The organism is Paracoccus denitrificans (assembly GCF_900100045.1).
GTDB classification, from domain to species: Bacteria; Pseudomonadota; Alphaproteobacteria; order Rhodobacterales; family Rhodobacteraceae; genus Paracoccus; species Paracoccus denitrificans.
The window spans coordinates 107,598-132,159 of the sequence record NZ_FNEA01000008.1 but is presented as its reverse complement, the minus strand read 5'-3'; the positions used below and the strand labels follow the sequence as shown (position 1 = coordinate 132,159).

Annotated in this window: 24 protein-coding genes, 1 tRNA gene and 1 pseudogene; 19 read left to right on the top strand and 7 right to left on the bottom strand. The window is 66.6% G+C overall.

From position 1 onward, the window contains the following. The first annotated feature begins 238 nt into the window (after nt 1-238). The 11 genes and pseudogenes from BLT64_RS08845 (at nt 239) to BLT64_RS08800 (ending at nt 12,584) form a co-directional block, all read left to right on the top strand. Complete coding sequence (locus BLT64_RS08845) at nt 239-1,477, top strand: aromatic ring-hydroxylating oxygenase subunit alpha (RefSeq protein WP_011749107.1); 1,239 nt, start codon at nt 239-241, stop codon at nt 1,475-1,477. Next, nucleotides 1,477-2,553, top strand: coding sequence for an FAD-binding oxidoreductase (locus BLT64_RS08840; protein WP_011749106.1), 1,077 nt, complete (start codon nt 1,477-1,479; stop codon nt 2,551-2,553). Before BLT64_RS08845 ends, BLT64_RS08840 begins: the two co-directional genes overlap by 1 nt. 152 nt (nt 2,554-2,705) lie before the next feature. Next, nucleotides 2,706-3,305, top strand: coding sequence for a twin-arginine translocation signal domain-containing protein (locus BLT64_RS27895; protein WP_011749105.1), 600 nt, complete (start codon nt 2,706-2,708; stop codon nt 3,303-3,305). A gap of 12 nt (nt 3,306-3,317) precedes the next feature. Next, nucleotides 3,318-5,789 carry a formate dehydrogenase-N subunit alpha gene (gene fdnG, locus BLT64_RS08835; protein WP_478219514.1) on the top strand — a complete coding sequence of 824 codons (2,472 nt, stop codon included), beginning with the start codon at nt 3,318-3,320 and terminating at the stop codon, nt 5,787-5,789. Then, nucleotides 5,786-6,784, top strand: a complete 999-nt coding sequence (fdxH, locus tag BLT64_RS08830) for a formate dehydrogenase subunit beta (RefSeq protein WP_011749103.1) — start codon at nt 5,786-5,788, stop codon at nt 6,782-6,784. The genes fdnG and fdxH overlap by 4 nt, the downstream gene beginning before the upstream one ends. After that, entirely contained in the window at nt 6,784-7,470 is a 687-nt protein-coding gene (locus BLT64_RS08825; protein WP_011749102.1) for a formate dehydrogenase subunit gamma, read from the top strand. Before fdxH ends, BLT64_RS08825 begins: the two co-directional genes overlap by 1 nt. Nucleotides 7,471-7,494: 24 nt before the next feature. Beyond that, the gene (gene fdhE / locus BLT64_RS08820) at nt 7,495-8,403 is read left to right on the top strand and encodes a formate dehydrogenase accessory protein FdhE (protein ID WP_011749101.1); all 909 of its coding nucleotides are present in this window, start codon (nt 7,495-7,497) and stop codon (nt 8,401-8,403) included. 19 nt (nt 8,404-8,422) lie between these two features. Then, nucleotides 8,423-10,354 (top strand): selenocysteine-specific translation elongation factor, encoded by a 1,932-nt coding sequence (gene selB / locus BLT64_RS08815; protein ID WP_011749100.1) that lies wholly within the window; start codon nt 8,423-8,425, stop codon nt 10,352-10,354. Then, a tRNA-Sec gene (locus tag BLT64_RS08810) sits at nt 10,355-10,450 on the top strand. A 20-nt stretch (nt 10,451-10,470) separates the two neighbouring features. Beyond that, nucleotides 10,471-11,525: pseudogene (locus tag BLT64_RS08805) on the top strand (aldo/keto reductase). Nucleotides 11,526-11,618: 93 nt separating this feature from the next. Beyond that, entirely contained in the window at nt 11,619-12,584 is a 966-nt protein-coding gene (locus BLT64_RS08800) for an NAD(P)H-dependent flavin oxidoreductase (protein WP_041530001.1), read from the top strand. A gap of 122 nt (nt 12,585-12,706) precedes the next feature. Here BLT64_RS08800 and BLT64_RS08795 read toward each other — a convergent pair whose 3' ends face one another. Further along, a complete protein-coding gene (locus BLT64_RS08795; RefSeq protein WP_011749097.1) occupies nt 12,707-13,510 on the bottom strand; it encodes a response regulator in 804 nt (267 codons plus the stop codon). A gap of 93 nt (nt 13,511-13,603) precedes the next feature. On the opposite strand from BLT64_RS08795, the gene BLT64_RS08790 reads away from it, so the two are divergent. The 4 genes from BLT64_RS08790 (at nt 13,604) to BLT64_RS08775 (ending at nt 16,888) form a co-directional block, all read left to right on the top strand. Next, entirely contained in the window at nt 13,604-13,750 is a 147-nt protein-coding gene (locus BLT64_RS08790) for a NepR family anti-sigma factor (protein WP_011749096.1), read from the top strand. A 5-nt stretch (nt 13,751-13,755) separates the two neighbouring features. After that, nucleotides 13,756-14,349 carry an RNA polymerase sigma factor gene (locus BLT64_RS08785; RefSeq protein WP_011749095.1) on the top strand — a complete coding sequence of 198 codons (594 nt, stop codon included), beginning with the start codon at nt 13,756-13,758 and terminating at the stop codon, nt 14,347-14,349. Between the two features lie 9 nt (nt 14,350-14,358). Further along, nucleotides 14,359-16,152 (top strand): histidine kinase dimerization/phosphoacceptor domain -containing protein, encoded by a 1,794-nt coding sequence (locus BLT64_RS08780; protein ID WP_011749094.1) that lies wholly within the window; start codon nt 14,359-14,361, stop codon nt 16,150-16,152. 103 nt (nt 16,153-16,255) lie between these two features. Then, a complete protein-coding gene (locus BLT64_RS08775) occupies nt 16,256-16,888 on the top strand; it encodes a LysE family translocator (RefSeq protein WP_011749093.1) in 633 nt (210 codons plus the stop codon). Nucleotides 16,889-16,892: 4 nt separating this feature from the next. On the opposite strand, the gene BLT64_RS08770 is transcribed toward BLT64_RS08775, so the two are convergent. From BLT64_RS08770 to BLT64_RS08745, 6 genes are all read right to left on the bottom strand, one after another. Then, on the bottom strand, nt 16,893-17,285 hold the full coding sequence (locus tag BLT64_RS08770; RefSeq protein ID WP_011749092.1) for a GFA family protein: 393 nt from the start codon (nt 17,283-17,285) through the stop codon (nt 16,893-16,895). A gap of 35 nt (nt 17,286-17,320) precedes the next feature. Next, the gene (locus BLT64_RS08765) at nt 17,321-18,202 is read right to left on the bottom strand and encodes a YihY/virulence factor BrkB family protein (protein WP_011749091.1); all 882 of its coding nucleotides are present in this window, start codon (nt 18,200-18,202) and stop codon (nt 17,321-17,323) included. Between the two features lie 72 nt (nt 18,203-18,274). Next, a complete protein-coding gene (gene dnaQ, locus BLT64_RS08760) occupies nt 18,275-18,994 on the bottom strand; it encodes a DNA polymerase III subunit epsilon (protein ID WP_011749090.1) in 720 nt (239 codons plus the stop codon). Continuing rightward, a complete protein-coding gene (coaE, locus tag BLT64_RS08755) occupies nt 18,987-19,583 on the bottom strand; it encodes a dephospho-CoA kinase (RefSeq protein WP_011749089.1) in 597 nt (198 codons plus the stop codon). Before coaE ends, dnaQ begins: the two co-directional genes overlap by 8 nt. Beyond that, nucleotides 19,580-20,428, bottom strand: a complete 849-nt coding sequence (locus BLT64_RS08750; protein WP_011749088.1) for a shikimate dehydrogenase — start codon at nt 20,426-20,428, stop codon at nt 19,580-19,582. Before BLT64_RS08750 ends, coaE begins: the two co-directional genes overlap by 4 nt. Nucleotides 20,429-20,581: 153 nt before the next feature. Beyond that, on the bottom strand, nt 20,582-21,028 hold the full coding sequence (locus BLT64_RS08745) for an RrF2 family transcriptional regulator (protein WP_041530000.1): 447 nt from the start codon (nt 21,026-21,028) through the stop codon (nt 20,582-20,584). A gap of 153 nt (nt 21,029-21,181) precedes the next feature. Here BLT64_RS08745 and BLT64_RS08740 point away from each other — a divergent pair, with 153 nt between their 5' ends. The 4 genes from BLT64_RS08740 (at nt 21,182) to BLT64_RS08725 (ending at nt 24,548) form a co-directional block, all read left to right on the top strand. Further along, nucleotides 21,182-22,399 carry an NAD-dependent epimerase/dehydratase family protein gene (locus tag BLT64_RS08740; protein ID WP_041530313.1) on the top strand — a complete coding sequence of 406 codons (1,218 nt, stop codon included), beginning with the start codon at nt 21,182-21,184 and terminating at the stop codon, nt 22,397-22,399. Then, nucleotides 22,396-23,250: a glycosyltransferase gene (locus BLT64_RS08735; RefSeq protein WP_011749085.1), complete on the top strand. Its 855-nt coding sequence runs from the start codon at nt 22,396-22,398 to the stop codon at nt 23,248-23,250. The genes BLT64_RS08740 and BLT64_RS08735 overlap by 4 nt, the downstream gene beginning before the upstream one ends. Continuing rightward, nucleotides 23,247-24,068 (top strand): NAD-dependent epimerase/dehydratase family protein, encoded by an 822-nt coding sequence (locus BLT64_RS08730; RefSeq protein ID WP_011749084.1) that lies wholly within the window; start codon nt 23,247-23,249, stop codon nt 24,066-24,068. Before BLT64_RS08735 ends, BLT64_RS08730 begins: the two co-directional genes overlap by 4 nt. Before the next feature lie 222 nt (nt 24,069-24,290). Then, nucleotides 24,291-24,548, top strand: a complete 258-nt coding sequence (locus tag BLT64_RS08725; protein WP_230999618.1) for a hypothetical protein — start codon at nt 24,291-24,293, stop codon at nt 24,546-24,548. Nucleotides 24,549-24,562 lie beyond the last annotated feature (14 nt).

Sequence of the window (24,562 nt, the reverse complement as noted above, 5' to 3'; positions counted from 1 at the left end):
TGCTGCAAGCCGCCGGCGGCGGATCGAGAACAGGATCATCTGCTTGTCGCGACATTCGGCTGCCTGCGCACCGTTTCGCTCTGCGGTGTGCCGCTCGCCTCGTTGCGGCACGCTGCGGCGAGGCGCAAAACCGGCCGATGTCCGTTTCCGTCATCCGGGCGTCGCATTTGGCAAGTTACGGCAGGGCAAAGGGGTGCAATGCTTTGCGCAGGATGCCCCTTTGTGACGGAATCAAGCCATGCTGAACACAGCTGAAATCCTGGACCAGCTCGCCAACCGGCGGAAGAACTTCTCGCTCAGCCGCGACCTCTACTGCGACGAGGGCGTCTTTCATGCCGATCTGGAAAACCTCTGGTATCGCGAATGGCTCTTCGCCATTCCTTCCTGCGACATCCCCAAGACCGGCAACCACGCCACCCTGCAGATCGGCGAATATCCGGTGGTGATCGTGCGCGGTGCCGACGGGCAGATCCGCGCCTTTCACAACGTCTGCCGCCATCGTGGCCAGCGGCTTTGCCCCAAGCAGAACGGCACGTCGCCCAAGCTGGTCTGCCCCTATCACCAATGGACCTATGACCTCGACGGCAAGCTTCTGTTCGCCCGCGACATGGGCCCCGATTTCGATCCGTCGAAATTCAGCCTGAAGCCGGTGCATTGCCGGACCGAGGGCGGCATGGTCTTCATCTGCCTGGCCGACGATCCGCCGGATTTCGAGCAGCTCGGCGGTTTCCTGCGCGACTATGTCGGCGCAAGCGACCTGTCGAACGCCAAGGTCGCCTTTACCTCGACCATCGTCGAGAAGGGCAACTGGAAGCTGGTGATCGAGAACAACCGCGAATGCTATCACTGCGGCGGCAGCCATCCCTCGCTTTGCCGGACCTATTCCGACAACCCGCTGATGACGGTGATGGAGGGGCCGAATGCCGCCTCGCCCGAGATCCTGTCGCATTGGAACCGCTGCGACAAGGCCGGCCTGCCCGCGCGCTTCGTGAACGAGCCGGGGATGCAATGGCGCTTTGCCCGCGTGCCGCTGCTGAACAATGCCGAAAGCTTTACCATGTCCACCAAGGCGGCGGTGAACCGGCGCATGGGCACGATCCCGTGGAACGATGCGGGCAGCCTGATGTTCTATCACTTCCCGTCGAGCTGGAACCATTTCCTGCCCGACCATGCCATCGTGTTCCGCCTGCTGCCGATCTCGCCCACCGAGACCGAGGTGACCTCGAAATGGCTGGTCCACAAGGATGCGGTCGAAGGGGTCGACTACGACCTGCAAAAGCTGACCGAGGTGTGGCTGGCGACCAACGACGAGGACCGCCGCGTGGTCGAGGAGAACCAGAAGGGTATCCTGTCCCCCGCCTATGAGCCCGGCCCCTATTCCCCCAACCAGGAAGAGGGCGTGATCCATTTCGTCGACTGGTATGTGCGGCAGATGATGGATCGCCTGTCGCCGCGTCCGGCCATGGCGGCGGAATAATGGCAGTCCTGGTCAAGGCATTCGGCGACCGGCCGTGGAAGGATGACGAGCCGCTGGAATGCGCGATGGTGGTGCCCGAGACCTCGGACACCGCCACCTTCACCTTCCGCGCGCCTTCTGGGGCCTATTTCGACTACCAGCCCGGCCAGTTCGTCACGCTGGACCTGCCGGTCCCCGGCGGCAACGTGCAGCGGACCTATACGATCAGCTCCAGCCCCTCGCGGCCGCTGTCGATCTCGGTCACGGTCAAGGCGCAGCCGGGCAGCGTCGGCGGGCGCTGGATGATCGACCATCTGCGACCGGGGATGCGGCTGAAGGCCTTTGGGCCGGCGGGGATCTTTTCCTTCGTCCGGCACGAGGCGCCGAAATACCTGTTCATCTCGGCCGGCTCGGGCATCACGCCGGTGATGTCGATGACCACCTGGGCCTGGGATTCGGGCGAGATGCCGGACATCGTCTTCGTCCATGCCGCGCGCGCGCCGGCCGACATCATCTTTCGCCAGCGGCTGGAGGGCATGGCCGACCGCGTGCCGGGCCTGCAACTGCGCTTCGCGGTCGAGGAATCCGACCCGTTCCGCACCTGGCACGGTTATCGCGGCCGGCTGAACCAGATCATGCTGGGTCTGATGGCGCCGGATTACCTGGAGCGCGAGGTGTTCTGTTGTGGACCCGAGCCCTTCATGCAGGCGGTGCGCGACATGCTGATCGCCCTGGGCTTCGACATGGACCACTATCACCAGGAAAGCTTCGGTGCGCCCATCCGCAACGAGGCCGAGGCGCCGGTGCTGGACGACGTGGTCCCGGACGAGGAAAGCGCTGCCCAGATCACCTTCGAAAGCTCGGGCGTGGTGGCGAAGTGCCAGGAAACCGACACGGTGTTGGCGGTCGCCAAGGCCAACGGGCTCAACATCCCCTCGGGCTGCACCTTCGGCCTTTGCGGCACCTGCAAGGTCAGGAAGACCGCCGGCGAGGTGCATATGGTCCATAACGGCGGCATCACCGACGAGGACATCGAGGAAGGCTATATCCTGGCCTGCTGCTCGCATCCGATCGGGGCAGTCTCAGTCGAGGTCTGAGCCTTCGTTATGCAACAATAAACACAACGGAATAACAAGAACTTGAGGGCGCGGCCACGGCTGCGCCTTTTTCGTGCCAAGCTTGACAGAACTACCATACCGCGCGATCCTGACCCCGTACCTATCTCTTCGACAGGCAAAAGGAGGGCACGATGAATATCGACCTCTCGCGGCGCGGTTTCCTGAAACTGGCGGGTGCGGGTGTCGCGGCGACATCGCTGGGGGCCATGGGCTTCGGCGGAGCCGAGGCGGCGGAACAGGCGCATGTGCGCGCCTTCAAGCTGGCCTCGACGACCGAGACGCGCAACACCTGCCCCTATTGCTCGGTGGCCTGCGGCATCATCATCTATTCGGACGGCGACCTGAAGGCCGGCGAAGAGGCCAAAGTGGTGCATATCGAGGGCGATGCGGACCACCCGACCAACCGCGGCACGCTTTGCCCGAAAGGCGCGGCGCTGAAGGATTTCGTCAATGCCGAGACGCGGCTGACCACGCCCCGCATTCGCCGCCCCGGCGCGGCGAGCTTCGAGGAGATTTCCTGGGAAGAGGCGCTGGACAAGATCGCCCGCGCACTCAAGGACGACCGCGACGCCAACATGGTGCTGACCAACGACGACGGCGTGCCCGTCAACCGCTGGACCACCACCGGCTATCTGGCGGCCTCGGCCACCACCAATGAAACCGCATGGCTGACCTACAAGGTGGTCAGGTCCATGGGGATCGTCGGATTCGACAACCAGGCGCGCGTCTGACACGGCCCCACGGTGTCCAGTTTGGGCCCGACATTTGGCCGTGGAGCGATGACCAACTCCTGGACCGACATCAAGAATACCGACCTCGTTGTCGTCATGGGCGGCAATGCCGCCGAAGCGCATCCCTGCGGCTTCAAATGGGTGACCGAAGCCAAGGCCACGCGCGGCGCCAGGCTGATCGTGGTGGATCCGCGCTTTACCCGCACGGCTTCGGTAGCCGACTATTATGCGCCGATCCGGCCCGGTTCGGACATCGTCTTCCTGATGGCGATGATCAACTGGCTGATCCAGAACGACAAGGTGCAGTGGGACTATGTGAAGAACTTCACCAACGCCCCCCTGATCGTGAAGGACGAATACGGCTGGAGCGACGGGCTGTTCACCGGCTACGACCCGGAAAAGCGCGATTATGACAAGTCGAGCTGGGACTACGTGATCGGCGAGGACGGCTTTGCCGCCGTGGACATGGCGCTGGAGCATCCGCGCTGCGTCTGGAGCCTGCTCAAGGAGCATGTCTCGCGCTATACGCCCGAACTGGTCGAGGAGGTTTGCGGCACGCCCAGGGATCGCTTCCTGAAAATCGCCGAGATGATCGGCGAATGCTCGGCGCCCGACAAGACCATGACCTCGATGTATGCGCTTGGCTGGACCCAGCACTCGAAAGGGGCGCAGAACATCCGCGGCATGGCGATGCTGCAGCTGATCCTGGGCAATATCGGCGTCCGGGGCGGCGGGATGAACGCGCTGCGGGGCCATTCCAACATCCAGGGCCTGACCGATATCGGGCTGATGTCGAACCTGATCCCCGGCTATCTGAACATCCCGACCGAGAAAGAGCCGGACTGGCAGACCTACATGTCCAGCCGCAGCTTCAAGCCGCTGCGTCCGGGCCAGACCAGCTATTGGCAGAACTATCCCAAGTTCATGGTCAGCTTCATGAAGGCGATGTGGGGCGACGCCGCCACGGCCGAGAACGACTGGGCCTATCACTACCTGCCCAAGCTGGACGTGCCGACCTATGACATCCTGCGCATGTTCGAGCTGATGAATGCGGGACAGGTGAACCTGTATTTCTGCCAGGGCTTCAACCCGCTCCTGTCCTTTCCGAACCGGGCCAAGGTCACGGAGGCGCTCAGCAAGCTGAAGCTTCTGGTGGTCATGGACCCGCTTGAGACCGAGACGGCGCATTTCTGGGAAAACCACGGCGAGCACAACGACGTGGACACCGCCTCGATCCAGACCGAAGTGCTGGAACTGCCCTCGTCCTGCTTTGCCGAGGACGACGGCGCGCTGGTCAATTCGGGGCGCTGGCTGCAATGGCACTGGTCGGCGGCGACCCCGCCCGGCCAGGCCAGGCATGACACCTGGATCATGGCGCAGATCTTCCTGCGGGTGAAAAAGCTCTATCAGGAAGAAGGCGGCGTGTTCCCCGACCCGATCCTGAACCTGACCTGGAACTATGCCGATCCCGACGAGCCCTCGCCCGAGGAACTGGCCAAGGAGATGAACGGCCGGGCGCTGGAGGATGTCTACGACACCGCCGACCCGACGAAACTGCTGACCGCCAGGGGCAAGCAGCTTCTGAACTTCAGCCAGTATCGCGACGACGGCTCGACCATGGGCGCCTGCTGGATCTATTCCGGCTGCTGGAACGAGGACGGCAACAACATGGCCCGCCGGGACAATGCCGACCCCGACGAGACCGGCGCCTATCCGAACTGGACCTTTTCCTGGCCGCTGAACCGGCGGATTCTCTACAATCGGGCCTCGGCGGATATGCAGGGCCGGCCCTGGGATCCCTCTCGCAAGCTGCTGGAATGGGATGGCGAGAAATGGACCGGCTACGACGTGCCCGACATCGCGCCCACGGCCAAGCCCGGCGATGTCGGTCCGTTCATCATGAACCAGGAGGGCGTCTCGCGCCTGTTCACGCGGGGCATGATGCGCGACGGTCCCTTCCCGACGCATATGGAGCCGTTCGAGTCGCCCATCGCCAACGTGTTCAACCCGCAGATGCGCGGCAACCCGGTGGCGCGGGTCTTTGCCAGCGATGCCGAGCAATTCGCCACCAGCGAGGAATTCCCGATCGCGGCGACCTCGTATCGCCTGACCGAGCATTTCCACTACTGGACCAAGCACAACCGCATCAACGCGGCCTTGCAGCCCGAGTTCTTCGTCGAGATCAGCGAAGAGCTGGCCGCCGAAAAGGGCATCCGGCGAGGCGGCTGGGTGCGGGTCTGGTCCAAGCGGGGCGAGGTCAAGGCCAAGGCGTTGGTGACCGGCCGGCTGAAGCCGATGCAATGCGGCGACAAGCTGGTGCATGTCATCGGCATCCCGCTGCATTGGGGCTTCATGGGTGCGGCGCGCAAGGGGTTCGGGCCGAACAGCCTGACGCCCTTTGTCGGCGACGCCAATGTGGAAACGCCTGAATTCAAGGCGTTCCTGGTCAATATCGAACCCGCGACAGGGGAGGCCGTGTCATGACGACGGACCCGAACCTCGACAGCCCGCGCACGGCGGTCTCGAACCCGCCGGTGCAGCCGATGCAGGCCAACCTGGGGCCGGGCGATGTCGTCCGTTCCTCGGCTATGCCCGACCTGCCGCCGCCGACGCGCGAGTTGACGCCGGTGGCCAAGCTGATCGACGTGTCGAAATGCATCGGCTGCAAGGCGTGCCAATCGGCCTGCGCCGAATGGAACGACACCTATCCCGAGATCGAGCAGAACGTCGGCCTTTACGAAAACCCGCACGACCTGACGCCCGACATGTTCACCCTGATGCGGTTTTCCGAATACGAGAACCCGCAGACCGGCGATTTCGAATGGTTGATCCGCAAGGACGGCTGCATGCATTGCGCCGATCCGGGCTGTCTCAAGGCTTGCCCGGCCCCCGGCGCCATCGTGCAATATTCGAACGGCATCGTGGATTTCATCCACGAGAACTGCATCGGCTGCGGCTATTGCGTGACGGGCTGTCCGTTCAACATCCCGCGCATCAGCCAGAAAACCCATGTCAGCTACAAATGCACGCTGTGTTCGGACCGGGTGGCGGTAGGCCAGGGTCCGGCCTGCGCCAAGGCCTGCCCTACCCAGGCCATCGTCTTCGGCACCAAGGAGGACATGCTGGCCCATGCCGAAGCGCGGGTCGAGGACCTGAAGTCGCGCGGCTACGACAATGCCGGCATCTATGATCCGCAGGGGGTGGGCGGCACGCATGTCTTCTATGTGCTGCATCATGCGGACCAGCCCTCGCTTTACTCCAACCTGCCCGAGGAGCCGCGCATCTCGCCGGTGGTCGAGGGCTGGAAGGGCGTGACCAAGACGCTGGGCCTGGCCGCCATCGGTGCGGCGGCCATCGGCTCGGTCCTGCACGGGCTGATGACACGCGCCAACAAGGTCTCGGCCGAGGATGAAACCCATGCCGAGGAACTGGTCGAGGCGCGCGAACCCCCGGTCCCGCCGGGAAGGGAGGTGCTGTGATGCCGAAACGCATGTTCTCGCAACCGGGCGACCATATCGAAAGCCGGCATCCGGTCACGGTCAGCCGCTATCGCGGCATCACCCGGCTGAACCACTGGGTGACGGCGGCCAGCCTGATCGTGCTGCTGCTTTCGGGGCTGGCGCTGTTCCACCCCTCGCTCTACTTCCTGACCGGGCTGTTCGGCGGCGGGCAGACGACGCGCTGGCTGCATCCCTTTGTCGGCGTGCTGCTGTTCTTCAGCTTCCTGTTGCTGTTCTTGCAGATGTGGCGGCTGAACCTGCCCCGCCCCGAGGATCGCACCTGGGTCAGCCATATCGGCGAGGTCGTCCGCGGCGAAGAGGAGAAACTGCCCGAGCTTGGCAAATACAATGCCGGGCAGAAATTCGTCTTCTGGGCCATGTCGGTGCTGATCGCGGTGCTGATCGTGTCGGGCGTGATGATCTGGCAGCAATATTTCCCCGACCTGGTCTCGATCCCGGTGCGGCGCTGGGCGGTGCTGATCCATGCGCTGGCGGCGGTGGCGATCATTCTGACCTTCATCCTGCACGTCTATGCGGCGATCTGGACGCGGGGCACCATCCGCGCCATGACGCGCGGCACGGTGACCGGCGGCTGGGCCTGGCGGCACCATCGCAAATGGCTGCGCGAACTGGCTGGACGCGAGGGAGGCGGCCCGGCAGAGTAGAGCAAAGCGATCCGAAAGGAAGCCATGTCCACTGCCCTGAAACCCGATCCCTCGATGATCGGCGGCGTCGCCAAGGTTCCGCTGGCGCGCCTGCCCCAGCCCGTGGCGCTGTTCTCGACCCGCGCCGAGCGGTTCGATTTCCTGGCCGGGCACAGCCCGAACCTTGCGCCCTATCTGCGCTTTCTGGCCGGCATCTGCCGGGCGCAGGCCGATCTGGCCCGCGAATTGCCCCAGCCCGAACCGTTGCCGCCCGAGCGGATCGAACTCGCCCGCGCCAGCCGCATGCCGCCGCTCGACCGCAATGCCATGCGCGAGGGGCTGGCACAGGCGCTGCCCCTGCTGCTGGAGCGGCTCGCGTCCCTTGAGATGCCCGAACCCGCCCGGCTGGCGCTGGTGGCATTGCAGGCGGCCGAGCCCTTGGATCTGGGCTGGGTGATGGGCAATGTGCTGGCCGACACCATCCCCGAGGACAGCGTGGCCCCGCATCTTTTCGCCGCCGCCGCCTTGCAGGTCCATGCCGCGATGCAGGCGGCGATGCTGGATGCCGCGCAACTGGTGCCGATCCGCACCGGCACCTGCCCGGCCTGCGGCGGCCGGCCGGTCGCCAGCCTGGTGACCGAAAGCATCGGCGCCGAAGGGGCGCGCTATTGTTCCTGCGCCACCTGCCAGGTGCTGTGGAACGAGGTGCGGGTGAAATGCCTCTGCTGCGGCTCGACCAAGGGCATCAGCTATCGCTCGGTCGAGACCGGCGAGGCCACGGTCAAGGCCGAGGTCTGCCGCGAATGCGATCGCTGGGTCAAGGTCCTGTATCAGAACCGCAATCCCTCGCTGGAACCCGTCGCCGACGATGTGGCGAGCCTGGGCCTCGACCTGATGATGCGGGACACCGAATGGAAGCGGGGCGGCTTCAACCCCTTCCTGACCGGCTATTGACGGTGGTGCGGCGCGGCTCATGATCGTCGGCACGGCAGGTCACATCGACCATGGCAAGACGGCGCTGGTCCGGGCGCTGACCGGGGTCGAGACCGACCGGCTGGCCGAGGAAAAGGCCCGCGGCATCACCATCGAGCTGGGCTTTGCCTATGCCGATCTGGGCGGCGGCGGCGTGACGGGCTTCGTCGACGTGCCGGGGCATGAGAAATTCGTCCATACCATGCTGGCCGGCGCCGGCGGCATCGACCTTGCCCTGCTGGTCGTCGCCGCCGATGACGGCATCATGCCGCAGACGCGCGAGCATCTGGCCATCCTGGACCTTCTGGGCATCACCCGCGGCATGGTCGCGCTGACCAAATCCGACCTGGCGCCGCCCGAACGCATCGCCCGGCTTTCCGCCGGGATCGCCGAATTGCTGGCCCCCACCGGCCTTGCCGGTGCGCCGGTCTTTCCGGTTTCGTCGCTGACCGGCGCGGGCATCGACGCCTTGCGCGCCGCGCTGGTGCAGGCCGAGGCCGAAACCGGCGCCCGCGCTGCCGAGGCGTGCTTTCGCCTTACCATCGACCGCAGCTTCACCCTGGCCGGGACGGGCACCGTCGTTACCGGCACGGTGCTGTCGGGCCGGGTCGCCCTGGGCGACCAGATCGCCATCAGCCCCTTGGGCCTGCCGGCCCGGGTGCGCGGCATCCACGCCCAGAGCCGCAAGGCCGAAGCCGGGCTTGCCGGCCAGCGCTGCGCCCTGAACCTTGCCGGCGAGGGGGTGACGCGCGATGCGATCCACCGCGGAGACGTGGCGCTGGACCCCGTGCTGCACGCGCCGACCCAGCGCATCGACGTGATCCTGCGCGCTCTGGAGGGCGAGCCCAAGCCGCTGGCCACCTGGTTCCCCGCCCGCCTGCATCTGGGTGCTGCCGAAACCGGCGCCCGCATCGTGCCGCTGGAGGGGCCGCTGGCGCCGGGCGAGGAGGGGTTGGTGCAGCTTGTCCTGGACCGTCCCTTGGCCGCGACCGTGGGCGAACGCTTCATCCTGCGCGACGTTTCGGCCCGGCGCACAATCGGCGGCGGGCGGCTGGTCGACCTGCGCGCGCCCGCCCGCCACCGCACCCGACCCGAGCGTCTGGCCGTCCTGCGCGCCATGGCCCTGCCCGATCCTGACAAGGCGCTGGCTGCCATGGCCGGGCTGGCGCTGGTCGACCTCGACGCCTTCGCCCGCGACCGCGCCTTGTCGCCGGCCGAGCTTGACCGGGCCATTGCCTCCTCGGGCATCGCCATCGTTCCGGGAACGCGGCAGGCGCTAAGCCCCGCCCGGCTGGGTGCGCTGCGCGAACGGATGCAAGCGGAACTGGCCGCCTTTCACGCCGAGAACGCCGATCTTCAGGGGCTGGGCCGGGAAAAGCTGCGGCTCTCGCTGGACCCGCGCCTGCCCAAGCCCGATTTCGCCGCCTTCCTGCGGGCCGAGGCGGCGGCGGGGCGCATCGCGCTGGACGGTGCCTTCATCCGCCTGCCCGGCCACCTGCCCCGCCTCTCGCCCGAGGACGAGGCTCTGCTGGAGCGCATCTTGCCGCGCCTTGTTGGCGAGGAACGCTTTCGCCCGCCGCGCGTGCGCGACTTTGCCCAGGAATTCGGCGCCGACGAGCCCGAGGTCCGCCGCATCCTGCGCATGGCTGCGCGCCAGGGCCGCATCGACCAGATCGCCCATGACCATTTCTTCGCCCGCGCCACCACGGTCGAGATGGTCGGCATCATCCGCGACATCGCGGCCCAGGCGCCGGAGGGCTGGTTCACCGCCCCGGATTTTCGCGACCGGGTGCGGAACGGGCGCAAGGTGGCGATCCAGATCCTTGACTTCTTCGACCGGCTCGGTCTGACCTTGCGTCGGGGCGATCTTCGTCGCATCAACCCTCACCGGATCGACCTGTTCACCCCGGACGGGCCGGACGGTCGGGGATAGGGAAGAGAAGCGTCCCCGGTGGGGCGGCCGGACTTCAAATCCGGTTGGGGCAGTGAGCCTGTCCCGGGTGGGTTCGACTCCCACTCTCTTCCGCCAGATGCGACGAAAGGACGGCAATGGACAGCACCACGCTCGGCACCAGCGATCTTCGCGTCAGCGGGGTTTGCCTGGGCACGATGACCTTCGGGAACCAGACGGCAGAGGCCGAGGCGCATGCGCAGATGGATCGCGCGCTGGCCGCCGGCATCACCTTTTTCGACACGGCCGAGCTTTATCCGGTGAACCCGGTGCGGCGCGAAACCGTGGGCCTGACCGAAGAGATCGTCGGCGCCTGGCTTTCCGCCCGCGGCACCCGCGACCGGGTGCAGATCGCCACCAAGGCGACGGGCCCCGGCGACAAGGTGCGGGCCGCGGGCTTCGACGGTGCCATCCTGCGCCGGATCATCGATGCCTCGCTCAGGCGGCTGAATACCGACCATATCGACCTCTACCAACTGCACTGGCCGGTGCGCGGCAGCTATGCCTTTCGCCAGAACTGGCGCTACGATCCCTCGAAACAGGATCGGGCTGCGACGCTTGCGCATATGGAGGACGTTCTGGCGGCGCTGGACGAGGCCGTGCGCGCCGGCAAGATCGGCGCCTTCGGCCTGTCGAACGAATCCGCCTGGGGCACGGCGCGCTGGATCGACACCGCCGAGCGCATCGGCGCGCCGCGCGTGGCGAGCATCCAGAACGAATATTCGATGCTCTACCGCGCCTTCGACACCGATCTGGCGGAACTGGCGGTGAACGAGGGCGTGACGCTTCTGGCCTATTCGCCGCTGGCGGCGGGGCTTCTGACCGGGAAATACCTGGACGGGGCCGAGCCGGCGGCCAGCCGCGTCGCCGCCGACCGCGCCACCGGCGGGCCGGGCGATCTGGGCGGACGACGCACCCCGCGCGCCGATGCCGCCGTCGCCGCCTGGCACGGGCTGGCGGCCGAACTGGGGCTGGATCCGATCCACATGGCCTCGCCTTCACCCGGCAGCGGCCCTTCCATGCGATCCCGATCATCGGCGCCACCGATACGGCACAGCTCGACCATCTGCTGGCCGGGCTGGATCTGCGGCTGTCCGACGAGGCGCTCAAGCGTATCGACAGGCTGCATCGCAGCCACCCGCTGCCCTACTGAACCGCAGGCCCGGGCGCTTGCGACGCCACGGCAGGGTTGGCAGCGTGGCAGGGCGCGGGCAATCTGCCCAGGTCACCTGCCCATGAGGATTTCATGCTGCCCCCGATCCTGTCGCATCTGCGCATCCCCGTCGTCGCCTCGCCCATGTTCATCGTATCGGGCCCCGAACTGGTGATCGCGCAATGCAAGGCCGGCATCGTCGGCAGCTTCCCTGCGCTCAACGCCCGCGAAAAGGACGGCGAGCCGCCGCTGCTCGACGCCTGGCTGACCCGGATCCAGGACGAGCTGGACCGCCACAACCAGGCCAATCCCGACAATCCCGCCGCGCCCTTCGCGGTGAACCAGATCGTGCATCGTTCGAATGCACGTCTCCAGCGCGACATCGAGATCTGCCACAAGCATCGCGTGCCGATCTGGATCACCAGCCTCGGCGCCCGCCCCGAGGTGAACGCGGCGGCGCATGATTGCGGCGGCATCGCGCTGCACGACATCATCAACAACAGCTTCGCCAGGAAGGCCGTCGAGAAGGGCGCCGACGGGCTGATCGCGGTGGCGGCCGGCGCCGGCGGCCATGCCGGGCCGCAATCGCCCTTTGCGCTGGTGCAGGAAATCCGCGAATGGTTCGACGGCCCGTTGCTGCTGTCGGGCGCGATCGCCACCGGCCGCGCGGTTCTGGCGGCGCAGGCGATGGGCGCGGATCTTGCCTATGTCGGCAGCCCCTTCATCGCCACCGATGAGGCCAACGCCCAGCCCGAATACAAGCGCATGATCGTCGATTCCGGGGCCGAGGACGTGGTCACCTCGTCGCTGTTCACTGGGGTTTCGGGCAATTACCTTGCGCCTTCGATCCGCGCGGCCGGCCTCGACCCGGCCAGCCTGGAGCGCGGCGACGTCTCGGACATGAATTTCGCCGATGCCTCGTCGCGGCCCAAGGCGTGGAGCCAGATCTGGGGTTCGGGCCAGGGCATCGGCGCGGTGCGCGAGGTGGTGCCGGCGGGGGCGCTGGTCGACCGGCTGGCGCGGGAATATGCCGAGGCGCGGGCGGCAATCTGCGCCTGATGACGAAAGGCAGGCAGGTTGCCTCCTGCCCGCCGCTTCTTCGTTCTTCAAATACTCATGCGGCCGTGCCAGCGGGCCGATCGGTTCCGTCGTGGAACCAAAAAAGCTCGCAAGGAACCGCGTCAGGCGACGCTCAGCCCCTCGGTCGAGGCAAAGAACATCGCCTGGCTTACCGCCGAGCGCACCTGTTCCTCGGAATAGGGCTTCGAGATCAGGAAGGCCGGTTCCGGCCGGTCCCCGGTCAACAGCCGCTCGGGGAAGGCGGTGATGAAGATCACCGGAATATCGCCCATGCTGGACAGAAGCTCGTTCACCGCCTCGATGCCGGACGAGCCGTCGGCCAGCTGGATATCGGCCAGGATCAGGTCCGGGCGGCTTTGATGCGCCAGGTCGATCGCGGCGGCATGGGTGCGGGCGATGCCGGTGACATCGTGGCCCATGGCCTGCACGATGCCCTTCAGGTCCATGGCGATGATGGTCTCGTCCTCGATCACCATGACCTTGCCGGTCAGCGCCTGGCTCATCTCGTTCAGGGCGATCTGCACCAGTTCCTCGGCCTCGGCCTGCGGGCATTGCATGACTGCGGCGATCTGGTCGTAGCGCAGTTCCTCGATGGTGCGCAAAAGCAGCGCCTCGCGGGAATTCGGGGTCAGGCCGCGCAGATGCGCCTGGGCGCTGGCCTCGCGCGGGGACTGCGCCTCCAGCTCGACCGGCTGGCCCGAGCTTTGCCAGATGGCATGGAAGGTGCGGAACAGCCCGATGCGGGTGTCCTCGCCATCCATCAGGCTGCGATCGGTCAGGATCGCCTCCAGCGTGGCGGCGGCGTAATTGTCGCCGGCGGTCTGGCTGCCCGTCAGCGCACGCGCGTAGCGCCGCAGATAGGGCAGTTCCCGGCTGATGGACTGGGCGAGATCCGCTGCGGTCATGGCTACCTCGAAAAAAGCGTCGTGTGTCGGAACCTGATCGGATAGGTAACGGTTAGGCAAGGTGCGCACAAGATTACCGGGAATAACTAAAAAATGAATACCAGGCGTGAGGAACGCAGGCGAGCAGCCATAGAAAAGCAGATCGACGAGAATCTGCGCCGAGTCTACGAGCAGGACACGACCCAGCAGATTCCCGACAGGTTCCTGCAATTGCTCGACAAATTGCGCGAGCAGGAGTGAACTGCATGACCGATCGAAAATCGGCGCGAACCGCCCGTTCCGGCGCCCATGGCGATCCTCGGGACGAGCTGGTCGATCATCTGCCGGCGTTGCGCGCATTCGCGCTGTCGCTGACGCGCGAGGGGGCCTCGGCCGACGACCTGGTGCAGGACACCATCGTCAAGGCCTGGACCCATATCGACAAGTTCCAGCCCGGCACCAACCTGCGGGCCTGGTTGTTCACCATCCTGCGCAACACCTTCTATTCCGCCCGCCGCAAGACCAAGCGCGAGGTCAGCGATACCGACGGGGTCCATGCCGCCCGTCAGGCCACCCGGCCCGAACATGACGGCCGCCTGGCGCTGAACGATTTCCGCGCCGCCTTCGAGCAATTGCCCGACGAGCAGCGCGAGGCGCTGATCCTGGTGGGCGCCTCGGGCTTTTCCTATGAGGAAGCGGCGGCGATGACCGGGGTCGCCGTGGGCACCGTCAAGTCGCGCGCCAATCGCGGCCGCCGCCGGCTGGCCGAGCTTCTGCAACTGGAGGAGGGCGAGGAGCTGGAGATGACCGACCGCGCCACGCTGGCGGTGATGGCGCAGAACACCCCGATCCTGCGCTGAGATACCGTCGTGCTGCGGCGGCTGCTGGACAAGCTGGAATTCACCAAGGGGCTCGGCTTCCGGCTGGGCGGCCTGTTGTCGGTGGCGATCCTGCCCATCGGGCTGATCTCGGTCATCCAGACGCTGCACCTGTCGCGCGAATACCAGCGATCCTCGGAAATCGCGCTGCTGGGCCGCACCGCCACCGCCGCCGCGGGAGAGCGCGCGCTGTTGCAAAGCGCGCTCGGCACCGCCGATGCGCTGGGTCCGGCGGTGCTGGAGACGATGGACCGGCCGCAAGCCTGTTCCGACATCATGCGCGGCCTTGTCCAGCGCACGGTAAACTTCGTCTATGCCGGGTTCACCCGGCTGGACGGGGTGACGGAATGTTCCTCGGTGCGCGGGGTGCATGACCTGACCGGCGAATCCGCCTTTCAGCAATTCATCGACAGTCCCGGCACGCTGGTCACCACCAGCACCGACGGGCCGGTCACCGGCAAGTCGGTGGTGGTGGTGATCCAGCCGCTTTATCGCGGGGTCGAGCTTCTGGGCTTCATCGCCGTCTCGATGTCGCACGACCTGCTGCGCTCGACCCATGTCTCGGGGCTGGGGACCGATGGCGCGCGCATCCTGACCTTCAACAACCAGGGCGAGGTCATCTCTTCGGACCGCGAGGGCGAGGGCGACATCGCCGAAGTGCTGCCGCGCGGCAAATCCCTGCCCTCGCTGCTGTCGCGCAGCGAGACGACCTTTCGCGACATCTCGAACTCGGGCGAGCGGCGGGTGTTCAGCGTCGTGCCGGTGGTGCCGGGCCTCGTCTATGCGCTGGGGTCGTGGAACCGGGCCGAATCGGGCATCACCGGCATCGACATCACCCGGCGCACGGCGCTGATCCTGCCGCTGATCCTGTGGGCCGCTTCGCTGGCCGTGGCCTATTTCGCGGTCTATCGCCTGGTGCTGCGCCATATCCGCGAGTTGCGCAGCCAGATGCGCCGCTTTGCCATCGGCGACCGCTCGGCCCCGCCGCCGGCCCCGCCGCCGGTGCTGGCCGACGCGCCCGCCGAGATCGAGGACATGAGCCAGACCTTCCACAACATGGCCCGCATCCTGATCCGCGACGAAGAGGCGATGGAGGCCGCCGTCAACGAAAAGACCGTGCTGCTGAAAGAGGTGCATCACCGGGTCAAGAACAACCTGCAATTGATCGCCTCGATCATCAACATGCAGATCCGGGTGATCGACCACGACGATGCCCGGCGCGTTCTGCGCTCGGTGCAGGATCGGGTGGCGTCGCTGGCGACGATCTATCGCAACCTCTATCAGGCCGAGCATCTGGATTCGGTCGAGGCCGACCGGCTGATCCGCGACATCATCAACCAGATGACCAACGCCTCAGTCGGCCCCGGCGCCGGGCTGCGCATCGACACCCGGTTGGAGCCGCAGGTGCTGATGCCGGACCAGGCGGTGCCGCTGAGCCTGCTGGCGACCGAGGCCTTCACCAATGCGCTGAAATACTCCGGCGTCTCGGACCCCGAGGCCGAGCCCTGGGTGCGGGTTTCGCTGCGCGCGGACGGGCCGGGCCATGCCGTGCTGGAGGTCGAGAACTCGATCGGCGCCAGCAGCCTGGCCGAAGGCACCGGCCTGGGCAGCCAGTTGATCGAGGCTTTCGCCACCCAGTTGGAGGGCGAGGCCGAGCAGGAGATGGGCGACGGTCGTTTCCTTTTGCGGCTGCGGTTCCGGGTCGAGCATCTGCCCAAGCGCGACGGGGCCGAGATGCCGCAGGTGGTGCTGACCTCGGCCGCGCGGCCGGGATCGCGGCACTAGGGACGGGGCCTCGCGGCGATCCGCGCCCGGCCATTGCTGCCCGTGCTGCCGCCTGCTACCGTCGCGGCGGCGGCGGTGCCCGCCCTTCGGCAAGGAAACCGCGATGCCCGATCCTGTGAACCTGCTGGCCTTTGCCGCCATCTCGCTGGGGATGGTGCTGACTCCCGGTCCCAACATGATCTACCTGATCTCGCGATCCATTTGCCAAGGCCCCCTGGCCGGGCTGATCTCTCTGGGCGGGGTCGCGCTGGGGTTCGTGTTCTACATGCTCTGCGCGGCGTTCGGCATCACGGCCTTCGTCATGGCTGTGCCTTATGCCTATGACGCCTTGCGGCTCGCGGGGGCCGCCTATCTGCTTTACCTGGCCTGGCAGGCCGTCAGGCCGGGCGGACGCTCGGCCTTTCAGGTCCGCGACCTGCCCAGGGACAGCGCGCGCAGGCTTTTCGCCATGGGTTTCGTGACCAATCTGCTGAACCCCAAGATCGCGGTCATGTATCTGTCCTTGCTGCCGCAATTCGTGACGCTTGGCCAGGGCAGCATTCTGGCGCAATCGCTGGCGCTGGGGGCGACCCAGATCGCCGTCAGCGTCACCGTGAACGCGATCATCGCCCTTGCGGCGGGCAGCATCGCGGCCTTCCTCACCGGGCGCCCGCTTTGGATGGTCGTCCAGCGCTGGCTGATGGGAACGGTTCTGGCGGGGCTTGCCCTGCGGATGATGGCCGAGACCCGCCGCTGACCCCTTATTCCTCGAAGCGGCCCACGGCGGCCCGATCCCGTTCGTATCGTCTGGCGAGCGGAAACGGCGGCAGCCAGGATTCGCGACGGATGGTCCATAGCTCATAGGTCGGCACCAACCGATCCGGGGCATCCAGCGAGCCCAGGTTCACCTCGATCTCGTCCCCGCTGCGCGCAAAGACGGACGATCCGCAGCGGGGACAGAAGAACCGCCCGGCATAATCGCGGGTTTCGCCCTGGATCGTCACCGCGTCCTGTGGAAACACCGCCGAGGCGTGAAAAAGCGCCCCGTGATGCTTGCGGCAGTCGAGACAATGGCACAGGCCGACCCGCCAGGGGTGCCCGGATGCAACGATTCGAACCTTGCCGCACAGGCAGCCGCCGGTGAAACGGTCCATGCCGCGCCTCCTTCAAGATCGGGCTGGCAGGCCGATCACGATGCCTTGCCCGCGTCCTGCTTTCGCGCTGCCTGCCGCATCTTCTTTGCGGCGATGAAGCGGCGGCGGCGGGACAGTTCCACGTTGATCAGCGCCCCCAGCATGACCGTGAAGCCGCCCAGATAGAACCACATCAAGAGCGCGATCACCGCGCCGATCGAGCCATAGATGCGGTTGTAGCTGTTGAAGCTGGCCAGATAGGCCGAGAAGCCATAGGACGCCGCCGCCCAGGCCAGCGCCGCGAAGACCGAGCCCCAGGTGAAGATCGCGGTGCGCGGCGTCTTCACGTTGGGGCCATAGCGGTAGAGGATGCCGATCACCACCAGCACGATGAAAAAGATCGCCATCCACGGCAGGGCGCCGATCAGCCAGTTGCGCAAGGGCACGTCGGGCAGGAAGTTGAAGGCGATGGGCACCACGACGATGGTGACCAGCCCCAGCGCGATCACCAGCACGATGACCAGCGTCAGCACATAGGCCAGCAGGAATCCCATGACCGTGGAATGCGAGCGCACGCCATAGGCCGCGTTCAACCCCCGGATCAGCCCGTCCACCCCGGCACGGGCCGAGACGGTGGCGATAAGGAAGGAAATCGCCGTGGTCCAGCCCAGTTGCGTGCGTCCGGCCGCCACCAGGGCGCTGATCTGGCCATAGATGATGTCGGCAGCGCTTTGCGGGATGAAGCCGTCCGTGGCATGGACGTATTGCTCGATCACCTGCGGGTCGTTCCACAACCCCCACAGCGCGAACAGCGCGGCAAGCCCGGGAAACACCGCGAACATGGCATAGAATGCCACCCCGGCGGCGATCAGGCTCATGTGGATCTTGTCCATCCGTTCAAAGATCGCCAGGACGAACTGCCACCAATCCCTGATCAAGATCCCGTCCTCTTTGCTTTGCCTGCCGGTCCTGCAGGGGAAACCCGCTTCCCCGTCGCAAGGGTTCCGGCCCTATTCGTGGTTCGCGTCCCCATAGCGCAGCCAGACCGCCTTTTCGCCCATTTTCGCGACGAAGGCGGCATGGGCCTCGGCCTCGGCCTCGGTGATGCGGGGTGCAAGCGGACGCGGCCTTTGACCACGCGGCGTCCCGCCCTCGGCCTGCGCTCCCGTGCCGGTGCCGCCATGCATCGGGCCGCTTTCCAGCACCAGCCCCGGCTGGCGTCCGCCCCGCAGCGCCAGATAGACCTCGGCCAGCAATTCGCTGTCCAGAAGCGCGCCGTGCAGTGTGCGGTTCGAGTTGTCGATGCGGAAGCGCCGGCACAGCGCGTCCAGCGAGTTCTGCGCGCCGGGGAACATGCTGCGGGCGATTTCCAGCGTATCGACCGCGCGGGAATAGGGCATCGTCGCATGCCCGACCATGCGCAGCTCGGCGTTCAGGAACTTCATGTCGAAGCTGGCATTGTGGATCACCAGCTTTGCATCATCGCCGATAAAGGCGACGAAATCCGCCGCGATCTCGGCGAATTTGGGCTTGTCGCGCAGGAAGTCGTCGCCAAGCCCGTGCACCTCGAAAGCCTCCTGCGGCATCGGGCGCTCGGGGTTGATGTAGACGTGGAAGGTGCGCCCGGTGGGCAGATGGTTCATTAGTTCGACCGCGCCGATTTCGACGATGCGGTCGCCGGTGTCGGGGTCGAAGCCGGTGGTCTCGGTGTCGAGGACGATCTCACGCATGGGGGCGTTTTGCCATGATCCGGGCACAGATGTCCATGATCGCCGCCCGCGCGCCCGTGAGCGTATCCGATGGGATCACCCAGTCCGCTCGCTTGCGCTTTTCGGCATCCGGCATCTGTCGCGACAGGATCATGCGGAAATTCTCTTCGGTCATGCCGGGGCGGGCCAGCACCCGTGCGCGCTGCACCTCGGGCGGGGCAGAAACCACGGCGACCCCGTCCATCTGGCGCTCCGATCCGCTCTCGAAAAGCAGGGGGATGTCCAGCACCACGATGGGCGCCGCCTCGTGCGCGGCGATGAAGGCGGTGCGATCCTCGGCCACCAGCGGATGCACGATGGCCTCAAGCCTTGCAAAGCCCGTGGGATCGGCGGCAAGCGCCTCGCGCAGCGCGGCGCGGTCGATGCCGCCGTCCTTCAGCACGCCGGGAAAGGCCGCGGCCACCGGCGCGACCGCCGCGCCGCCCGGTGCATAAAGCCGATGCACCGCCGCATCCGCGTCCCAGACCGGATGGCCAAGGTCGCTGAACATCTGCGCGGCGGTGGACTTGCCCATGCCGATGCCGCCGGTCAGGCCCAGAAGGTAGCTCATGCCAGCACGGCCCGGCGCAAGTCGTCATCGACCTCGGGGCGCTGGCCGAACCAGCGCTCGAACCCCGGCGCGGCCTGGTGCAGCAGCATCCCCAGCCCGTCTACGACCTCGCAGCCGCGCGCCTGCGCCTCGGCCAGGAAGGGCGTCATCAGCGGCGTATAGACCAGATCGGTGACCAGCGTGCTCGGCGCCAGCGCCTCCAGGGGCACGCGCAGCGGCGGCTTGCCCTCCATGCCCATCGAGGTGGCGTTGACCACGGTCATCGCGCCTTCCAGCATGTTGCCGGCCTGCGCCCAGTCATAGACCACGACCTTGGCGCCGAACTCGGCCCGGATCTGTTCGGCCCGGATGCGGGTGCGGTTGGCGATGCGCAACTCGGGCACCCCGCTTTCCAGAAGCGAGGCGACCACGGCCCGCGCCGCGCCCCCCGCCCCGATCACCGCCGCCGGCCCCAGGTCGGGGATCCAGTCCGGCGCATGCTGGCGGATATTGGCGATGAAGCCGTAGCCGTCGGTATTGTCGGCATGGATCTTGCCGTCGGCGCGAAAGATCAGCGTGTTCGCCGCCCCGATCAGCGCGGCGCGGTCGGTGACCACGTCGGCCAGCGCCAGGACGCTTTCCTTGTGCGGGATGGTGACGTTGGCGCCGACGAAGCCCATATGCGGCATGGCGCGCAGCACCTCGGCCAGATGCTCGGGCATCACCGGCAGCGACACGTAATGCCCGGCGATGCCATAGCGTTCCAGCCAGTGGCCATGCAGCCGGGGCGAGCGGGAATGCGCGACGGGCCAGCCGATGACCCCGGCAAGGGGGGCGTGTTTCGGGGTGGGCAGAGTGTCAACCATGGCAGACCTGCAGTGCTTTCCGAAGGGGCGGAGCCCCGGTATCGGGATGGATCGAACGTCGCGTCACAACTGCAACCCGGCCGCCCCGGGGTCAAGCCGCATCGCCTGTCACGGGCGGCGCCATGGCAGGAATGCAACCCTGGGGATGCAAGCTCAGACCGCGCTCATCTCGGGCAGGCCACCCTCGGCCACCAGATCCTCCAGCGTCAGGGATTCGATCAGCAGCAGATAGGACCAGAACACCTGGCCGAACATGCGGCGCAGCCGGCAGGTGGCCTCGTCGGTGCAATCCTCGCAGCGTTGATAGGACCGGCGCGACAGGCAGGGCAGCGGCGCAATCGGCCCGTCGACCTGGCGCAGAAGCTCGCCGATGGAAATCTCCTTCGGCCGCTTGATCAGCACATAGCCGCCCGCCCGGCCCCGGCGCGAGCCGACATAGCCGGCATTGCGCAGCTCCAGCATGATATGTTCCAGAAAACGCTTGGGCGCACCGGATCGCTGCGCGATCTCCTCGATCGTCAGGGCATTGCCGCCGGCGGCGACCTCGTCTGCCAGGGCCATCAGTGCCTTGATGGCATATTTCGTCTTCTGCGAGATCATAAAGGGAATCCTTAGTGTTCGCCGGCCCATCATGCAATGTTTTCGGCAAGAATTTGCAAGTGGCGCGGGGCTGACAAGGAACCTTCTTCCGAACGTCATCGTTCTGGCACATTGTCCGCGCATCCCTGCCGGGCAATAGCAAGGAGTCAGATGATGCGCATCGCAGTCCTCGGGGGCGACGGATTTGTCGGCTGGCCGACCGCCCTGCACCTCTCCGATCTGGGCCATGAGGTCCATATCGTGGACAATCTGTCGCGGCGCTGGATCGATACCGAACTGGGCGTGCAATCGCTGACGCCGATGGATTCCATTCAGGAGCGTTGCCGGATCTGGCATCAGCAGACGGGGCGCAGGATCCATTTCCACCTGCTGAACCTGGCCACGGAATACGAGCGGCTGAAATCCTGGCTGGCCGAGCATCGCCCCGATGCGGTGATCCATTTCGCCGAGCAGCGCGCCGCGCCCTATTCGATGAAGACCGACCGCCACAAGGTCTATACCGTGGGCAACAACATCAATGCGACGCATAACCTGCTGGCGGCGCTGGTCGAAACCGGCATCGACGCGCATCTGGTGCATCTGGGCACCATGGGGGTCTATGGCTATTCCACCGTCGGCGCGCCGATCCCCGAGGGCTATCTGGACGTGTCGATCGACACGCCTGCCGGCCCGCGCGCGCAGCAGATCCTGTATCCGACCCGGCCCGGCTCGGTCTATCACATGACCAAGAGCCTCGATCAGATCCTGTTCCAGTTCTATGCCCAGAACGACGGGCTGCGCATCACCGACCTGCATCAGGGCATCGTCTGGGGCACCCATACCGACCAGACCCGCCGCCACGAGCAGTTGATCAACCGCTTCGACTATGACGGCGACTATGGCACGGTGCTGAACCGTTTCCTGATCCAGGCCGCCATCGGCTATCCGCTGACCGTGCACGGCACCGGCGGCCAGACCCGCGCCTTCATCCACCTCCAGGATTCGGTGCGCTGCATCGAGCTGGCGCTGAAGGATGCGCCGCAGGCGGGCGAGCCGGTGCGCATCTTCAACCAGATGACCGAGACGCATCGCGTCCGCGACCTTGCCGATCTGGTCGCCCGCATGACCGGGGCCGAGGTCGCCTATCTGCCGAACCCGCGCAAGGAGGCCGACGAGAACGAGCTGGTGGTCAAGAACGACCAGTTCCTTGCGCTGGGCCTCAAGCCGATCACCCTGGCCGAAGGATTGCTGTCCGAGGTGGTCGAGGTGGCCAGGAAATATGCCCATCGCATCGATCGCTCGCGCGTGCCGGCCGTCTCGGCCTGGACCAAGGACATCGCCCGGCGCGTCGAGCACGACCCCGAGGGCAAGAGGCTGCGTTCGGTATCGTGACCCCCGAAGGCATTCACCCGGCAGGCAAGGCGCGGTCCGACCGCGCCTTTGTCACCCTGGCGACCAATCCCGACTATGCGACCGGGGCGGCGGCGCTGTTCCGCTCGCTGCGCCGCACCGGGACGACGGCCGATCTGGTCCTGCTTTATACCGACCTGCCCCAGGCGACGGTGGACGGGCTGCGCATGCTGGACGTGCGCGCGGTGCGGGTGGACCTGCTGCCGACATCGGACGGCTTCAACGCCTTGCATGCCCGCGACCGGCTGCACGGCGCCGCGCCCTTTACCAAGGGCGAAAAGCCGCCCTTCCACACGCCGCTGGACAATTTCGCCAAGCTGCGGCTGTGGCAGCTGGACTATGACCGGGTGGTGTTCATCGACGCCGATGCGCTGGTCTTGCAGAACATCGACCGGCTGTTCGACTATCCCGAGTTTTCCGCCGCGCCGAACGTCTATGAAAGTCTGGCGGATTTCCACCGCCTGAACTCGGGCGTCTTTACCGCGCGCCCCTCGCAGGCGACGTATCGGGCGATGCTGGCCCGTCTGGACCAGCCTGGCCAGTTCTGGCGCCGCACCGACCAGACCTTTCTGGAAAGCCATTTCCCGAATTGGCACGGGCTGCCGGTCTTTGACAACATGCTGCAATATGTCTGGCTGAACCTGCCGCAGCTATGGCGCTGGCAGGATATCCGCGTGCTGCATTACCAGTATGAAAAGCCCTGGCGGGATCATGCCAAGGTCGAGCAGCTGCGCCCGCTGATCGAGCTGTGGCTGGCCCATGCCGGCGATGGGCCGGTGCCCGATCCGCGCGACCTGCCGCCCCCGCCCGGCAGCGTATCCGGTGCGGCATGAGGATCGCGCTGACCGGCGCCTCGGGCCTCGTCGGGCGCTGGATCCACCGCGCCGCGGTGCAGACGGGCCATCAGGTCACGACCCTGCCCGGTTGGCGCCTGGGCGGCGTGCCCGGCCTGACCGGATGCGACGCCTTGATCCATGCCGCCTTCCAGCACGCCCCCGGCCGCTATCGCGGCGGCGAGGGTGCGGACCCCGAGGGCTTCATCCGCGCCAATCTCGACGGCTCGCTCATGCTGTTCCGGGCGGCGCGGGACCAGGGCGTCGGGCGGGTGATCTTTCTGTCCTCGCGCGCCGTGCATGACGGCCACCCCGAGGGCATGGCACTGCCGGACGAGCTTTCGCCCCTGCCGACAAGCCTTTACGGCCGGGTCAAGGCCGATGCCGAGGCGGCGCTGGCTGCCATGTCGGGACCCGGCTTCCTGACCGCCAGCCTGCGCCCGACCGGCGTCTATGGCCCGGGCCTGCCGCAGAAATGGGCCGGGCTGATCGGCGATTTCCTGCACGGCATCACCCCCGCCCCCCGCGTCGCGACCGAGCTGCATGGCGCCGACCTGGCCCAGGCCGTGCTGCTGGTGCTGGCCGATCCGGCCATGGCGGGCAGCTACAACGCCAGCGATCTGGTGCTGGACCGCAGCGACCTGCTGGCCGAGGTCGCCCGCCTGACCGACTGCGCGACGCCCCTGCCCGCGCCTGCCGATGCCGGGGCGCTGCGCCGCCCCCTCTGCGCCAGGTTGCAGGCGCTGGGCTGGCGACCCGGCGGCATGGCGCGGCTGCGCCGGGATCTGCCGGAGATACTGGGTGATCTGCAACCATAGGCAGAGATACGCCGACCCGGACCCGCTCGCGGTGTGGAGATCTTCCTTTGCGCAATCGTTCAGGTATTTGTTCGTTTTGTCCTTTTATGACGAGCCTCCCTGATGCGTATCCTTTCGATTTTTTGCGGTTTGTCCTTTGCGGTGATGGCAGGCTATTTTCTGGCCTTCGCGACCCTATCCATGCTCGCCACTGCACCCATGCCGGCAACCGATTCCCTGCCGTTGGACCGTTCCTTCGGACCAATATGCTGGGTGGCGCTGGGGCTGGCACTGCTGAGCGGCGGGCTCGCCTGCCTTTCGCGCTGCGAGGGCTGGGCGGCGCTGGCCATCGGCTGCGGCATCTTCGTGCTCTGCCATCTGGCCATGCTGGCCGGGCTGGGCGGGACCGGGGTGCCGGCGCTGTTGTGCCTGATCGCTGCGGGCTTTGCACTGGTGCCGCTGGTGCATACGCCAAGCAGCTATTGGCGCGTCGCGGGCTGAAGACGGCGCGGGGT

What these genes read in the sequence shown, in the direction of transcription:
- BLT64_RS08845 (WP_011749107.1), top strand. Translation starts at nt 239, where the DNA reads ATGCTGAACACAGCTGAAATCCTGGACCAGCTCGCCAACCGGCGGAAG.
- BLT64_RS08840 (WP_011749106.1), top strand. Translation starts at nt 1,477, where the DNA reads ATGGCAGTCCTGGTCAAGGCATTCGGCGACCGGCCGTGGAAGGATGAC.
- BLT64_RS27895 (WP_011749105.1), top strand. Translation starts at nt 2,706, where the DNA reads ATGAATATCGACCTCTCGCGGCGCGGTTTCCTGAAACTGGCGGGTGCG.
- fdxH (WP_011749103.1), top strand. Translation starts at nt 5,786, where the DNA reads ATGACGACGGACCCGAACCTCGACAGCCCGCGCACGGCGGTCTCGAAC.
- BLT64_RS08825 (WP_011749102.1), top strand. Translation starts at nt 6,784, where the DNA reads ATGCCGAAACGCATGTTCTCGCAACCGGGCGACCATATCGAAAGCCGG.
- fdhE (WP_011749101.1), top strand. Translation starts at nt 7,495, where the DNA reads ATGTCCACTGCCCTGAAACCCGATCCCTCGATGATCGGCGGCGTCGCC.
- selB (WP_011749100.1), top strand. Translation starts at nt 8,423, where the DNA reads ATGATCGTCGGCACGGCAGGTCACATCGACCATGGCAAGACGGCGCTG.
- BLT64_RS08800 (WP_041530001.1), top strand. Translation starts at nt 11,619, where the DNA reads ATGCTGCCCCCGATCCTGTCGCATCTGCGCATCCCCGTCGTCGCCTCG.
- BLT64_RS08795 (WP_011749097.1), bottom strand. Translation starts at nt 13,510, where the DNA reads ATGACCGCAGCGGATCTCGCCCAGTCCATCAGCCGGGAACTGCCCTAT.
- BLT64_RS08790 (WP_011749096.1), top strand. Translation starts at nt 13,604, where the DNA reads ATGAATACCAGGCGTGAGGAACGCAGGCGAGCAGCCATAGAAAAGCAG.
- BLT64_RS08785 (WP_011749095.1), top strand. Translation starts at nt 13,756, where the DNA reads ATGACCGATCGAAAATCGGCGCGAACCGCCCGTTCCGGCGCCCATGGC.
- BLT64_RS08775 (WP_011749093.1), top strand. Translation starts at nt 16,256, where the DNA reads ATGCCCGATCCTGTGAACCTGCTGGCCTTTGCCGCCATCTCGCTGGGG.
- BLT64_RS08770 (WP_011749092.1), bottom strand. Translation starts at nt 17,285, where the DNA reads ATGGACCGTTTCACCGGCGGCTGCCTGTGCGGCAAGGTTCGAATCGTT.
- dnaQ (WP_011749090.1), bottom strand. Translation starts at nt 18,994, where the DNA reads ATGCGTGAGATCGTCCTCGACACCGAGACCACCGGCTTCGACCCCGAC.
- coaE (WP_011749089.1), bottom strand. Translation starts at nt 19,583, where the DNA reads ATGAGCTACCTTCTGGGCCTGACCGGCGGCATCGGCATGGGCAAGTCC.
- BLT64_RS08750 (WP_011749088.1), bottom strand. Translation starts at nt 20,428, where the DNA reads ATGGTTGACACTCTGCCCACCCCGAAACACGCCCCCCTTGCCGGGGTC.
- BLT64_RS08745 (WP_041530000.1), bottom strand. Translation starts at nt 21,028, where the DNA reads ATGATCTCGCAGAAGACGAAATATGCCATCAAGGCACTGATGGCCCTG.
- BLT64_RS08740 (WP_041530313.1), top strand. Translation starts at nt 21,182, where the DNA reads ATGCGCATCGCAGTCCTCGGGGGCGACGGATTTGTCGGCTGGCCGACC.
- BLT64_RS08730 (WP_011749084.1), top strand. Translation starts at nt 23,247, where the DNA reads ATGAGGATCGCGCTGACCGGCGCCTCGGGCCTCGTCGGGCGCTGGATC.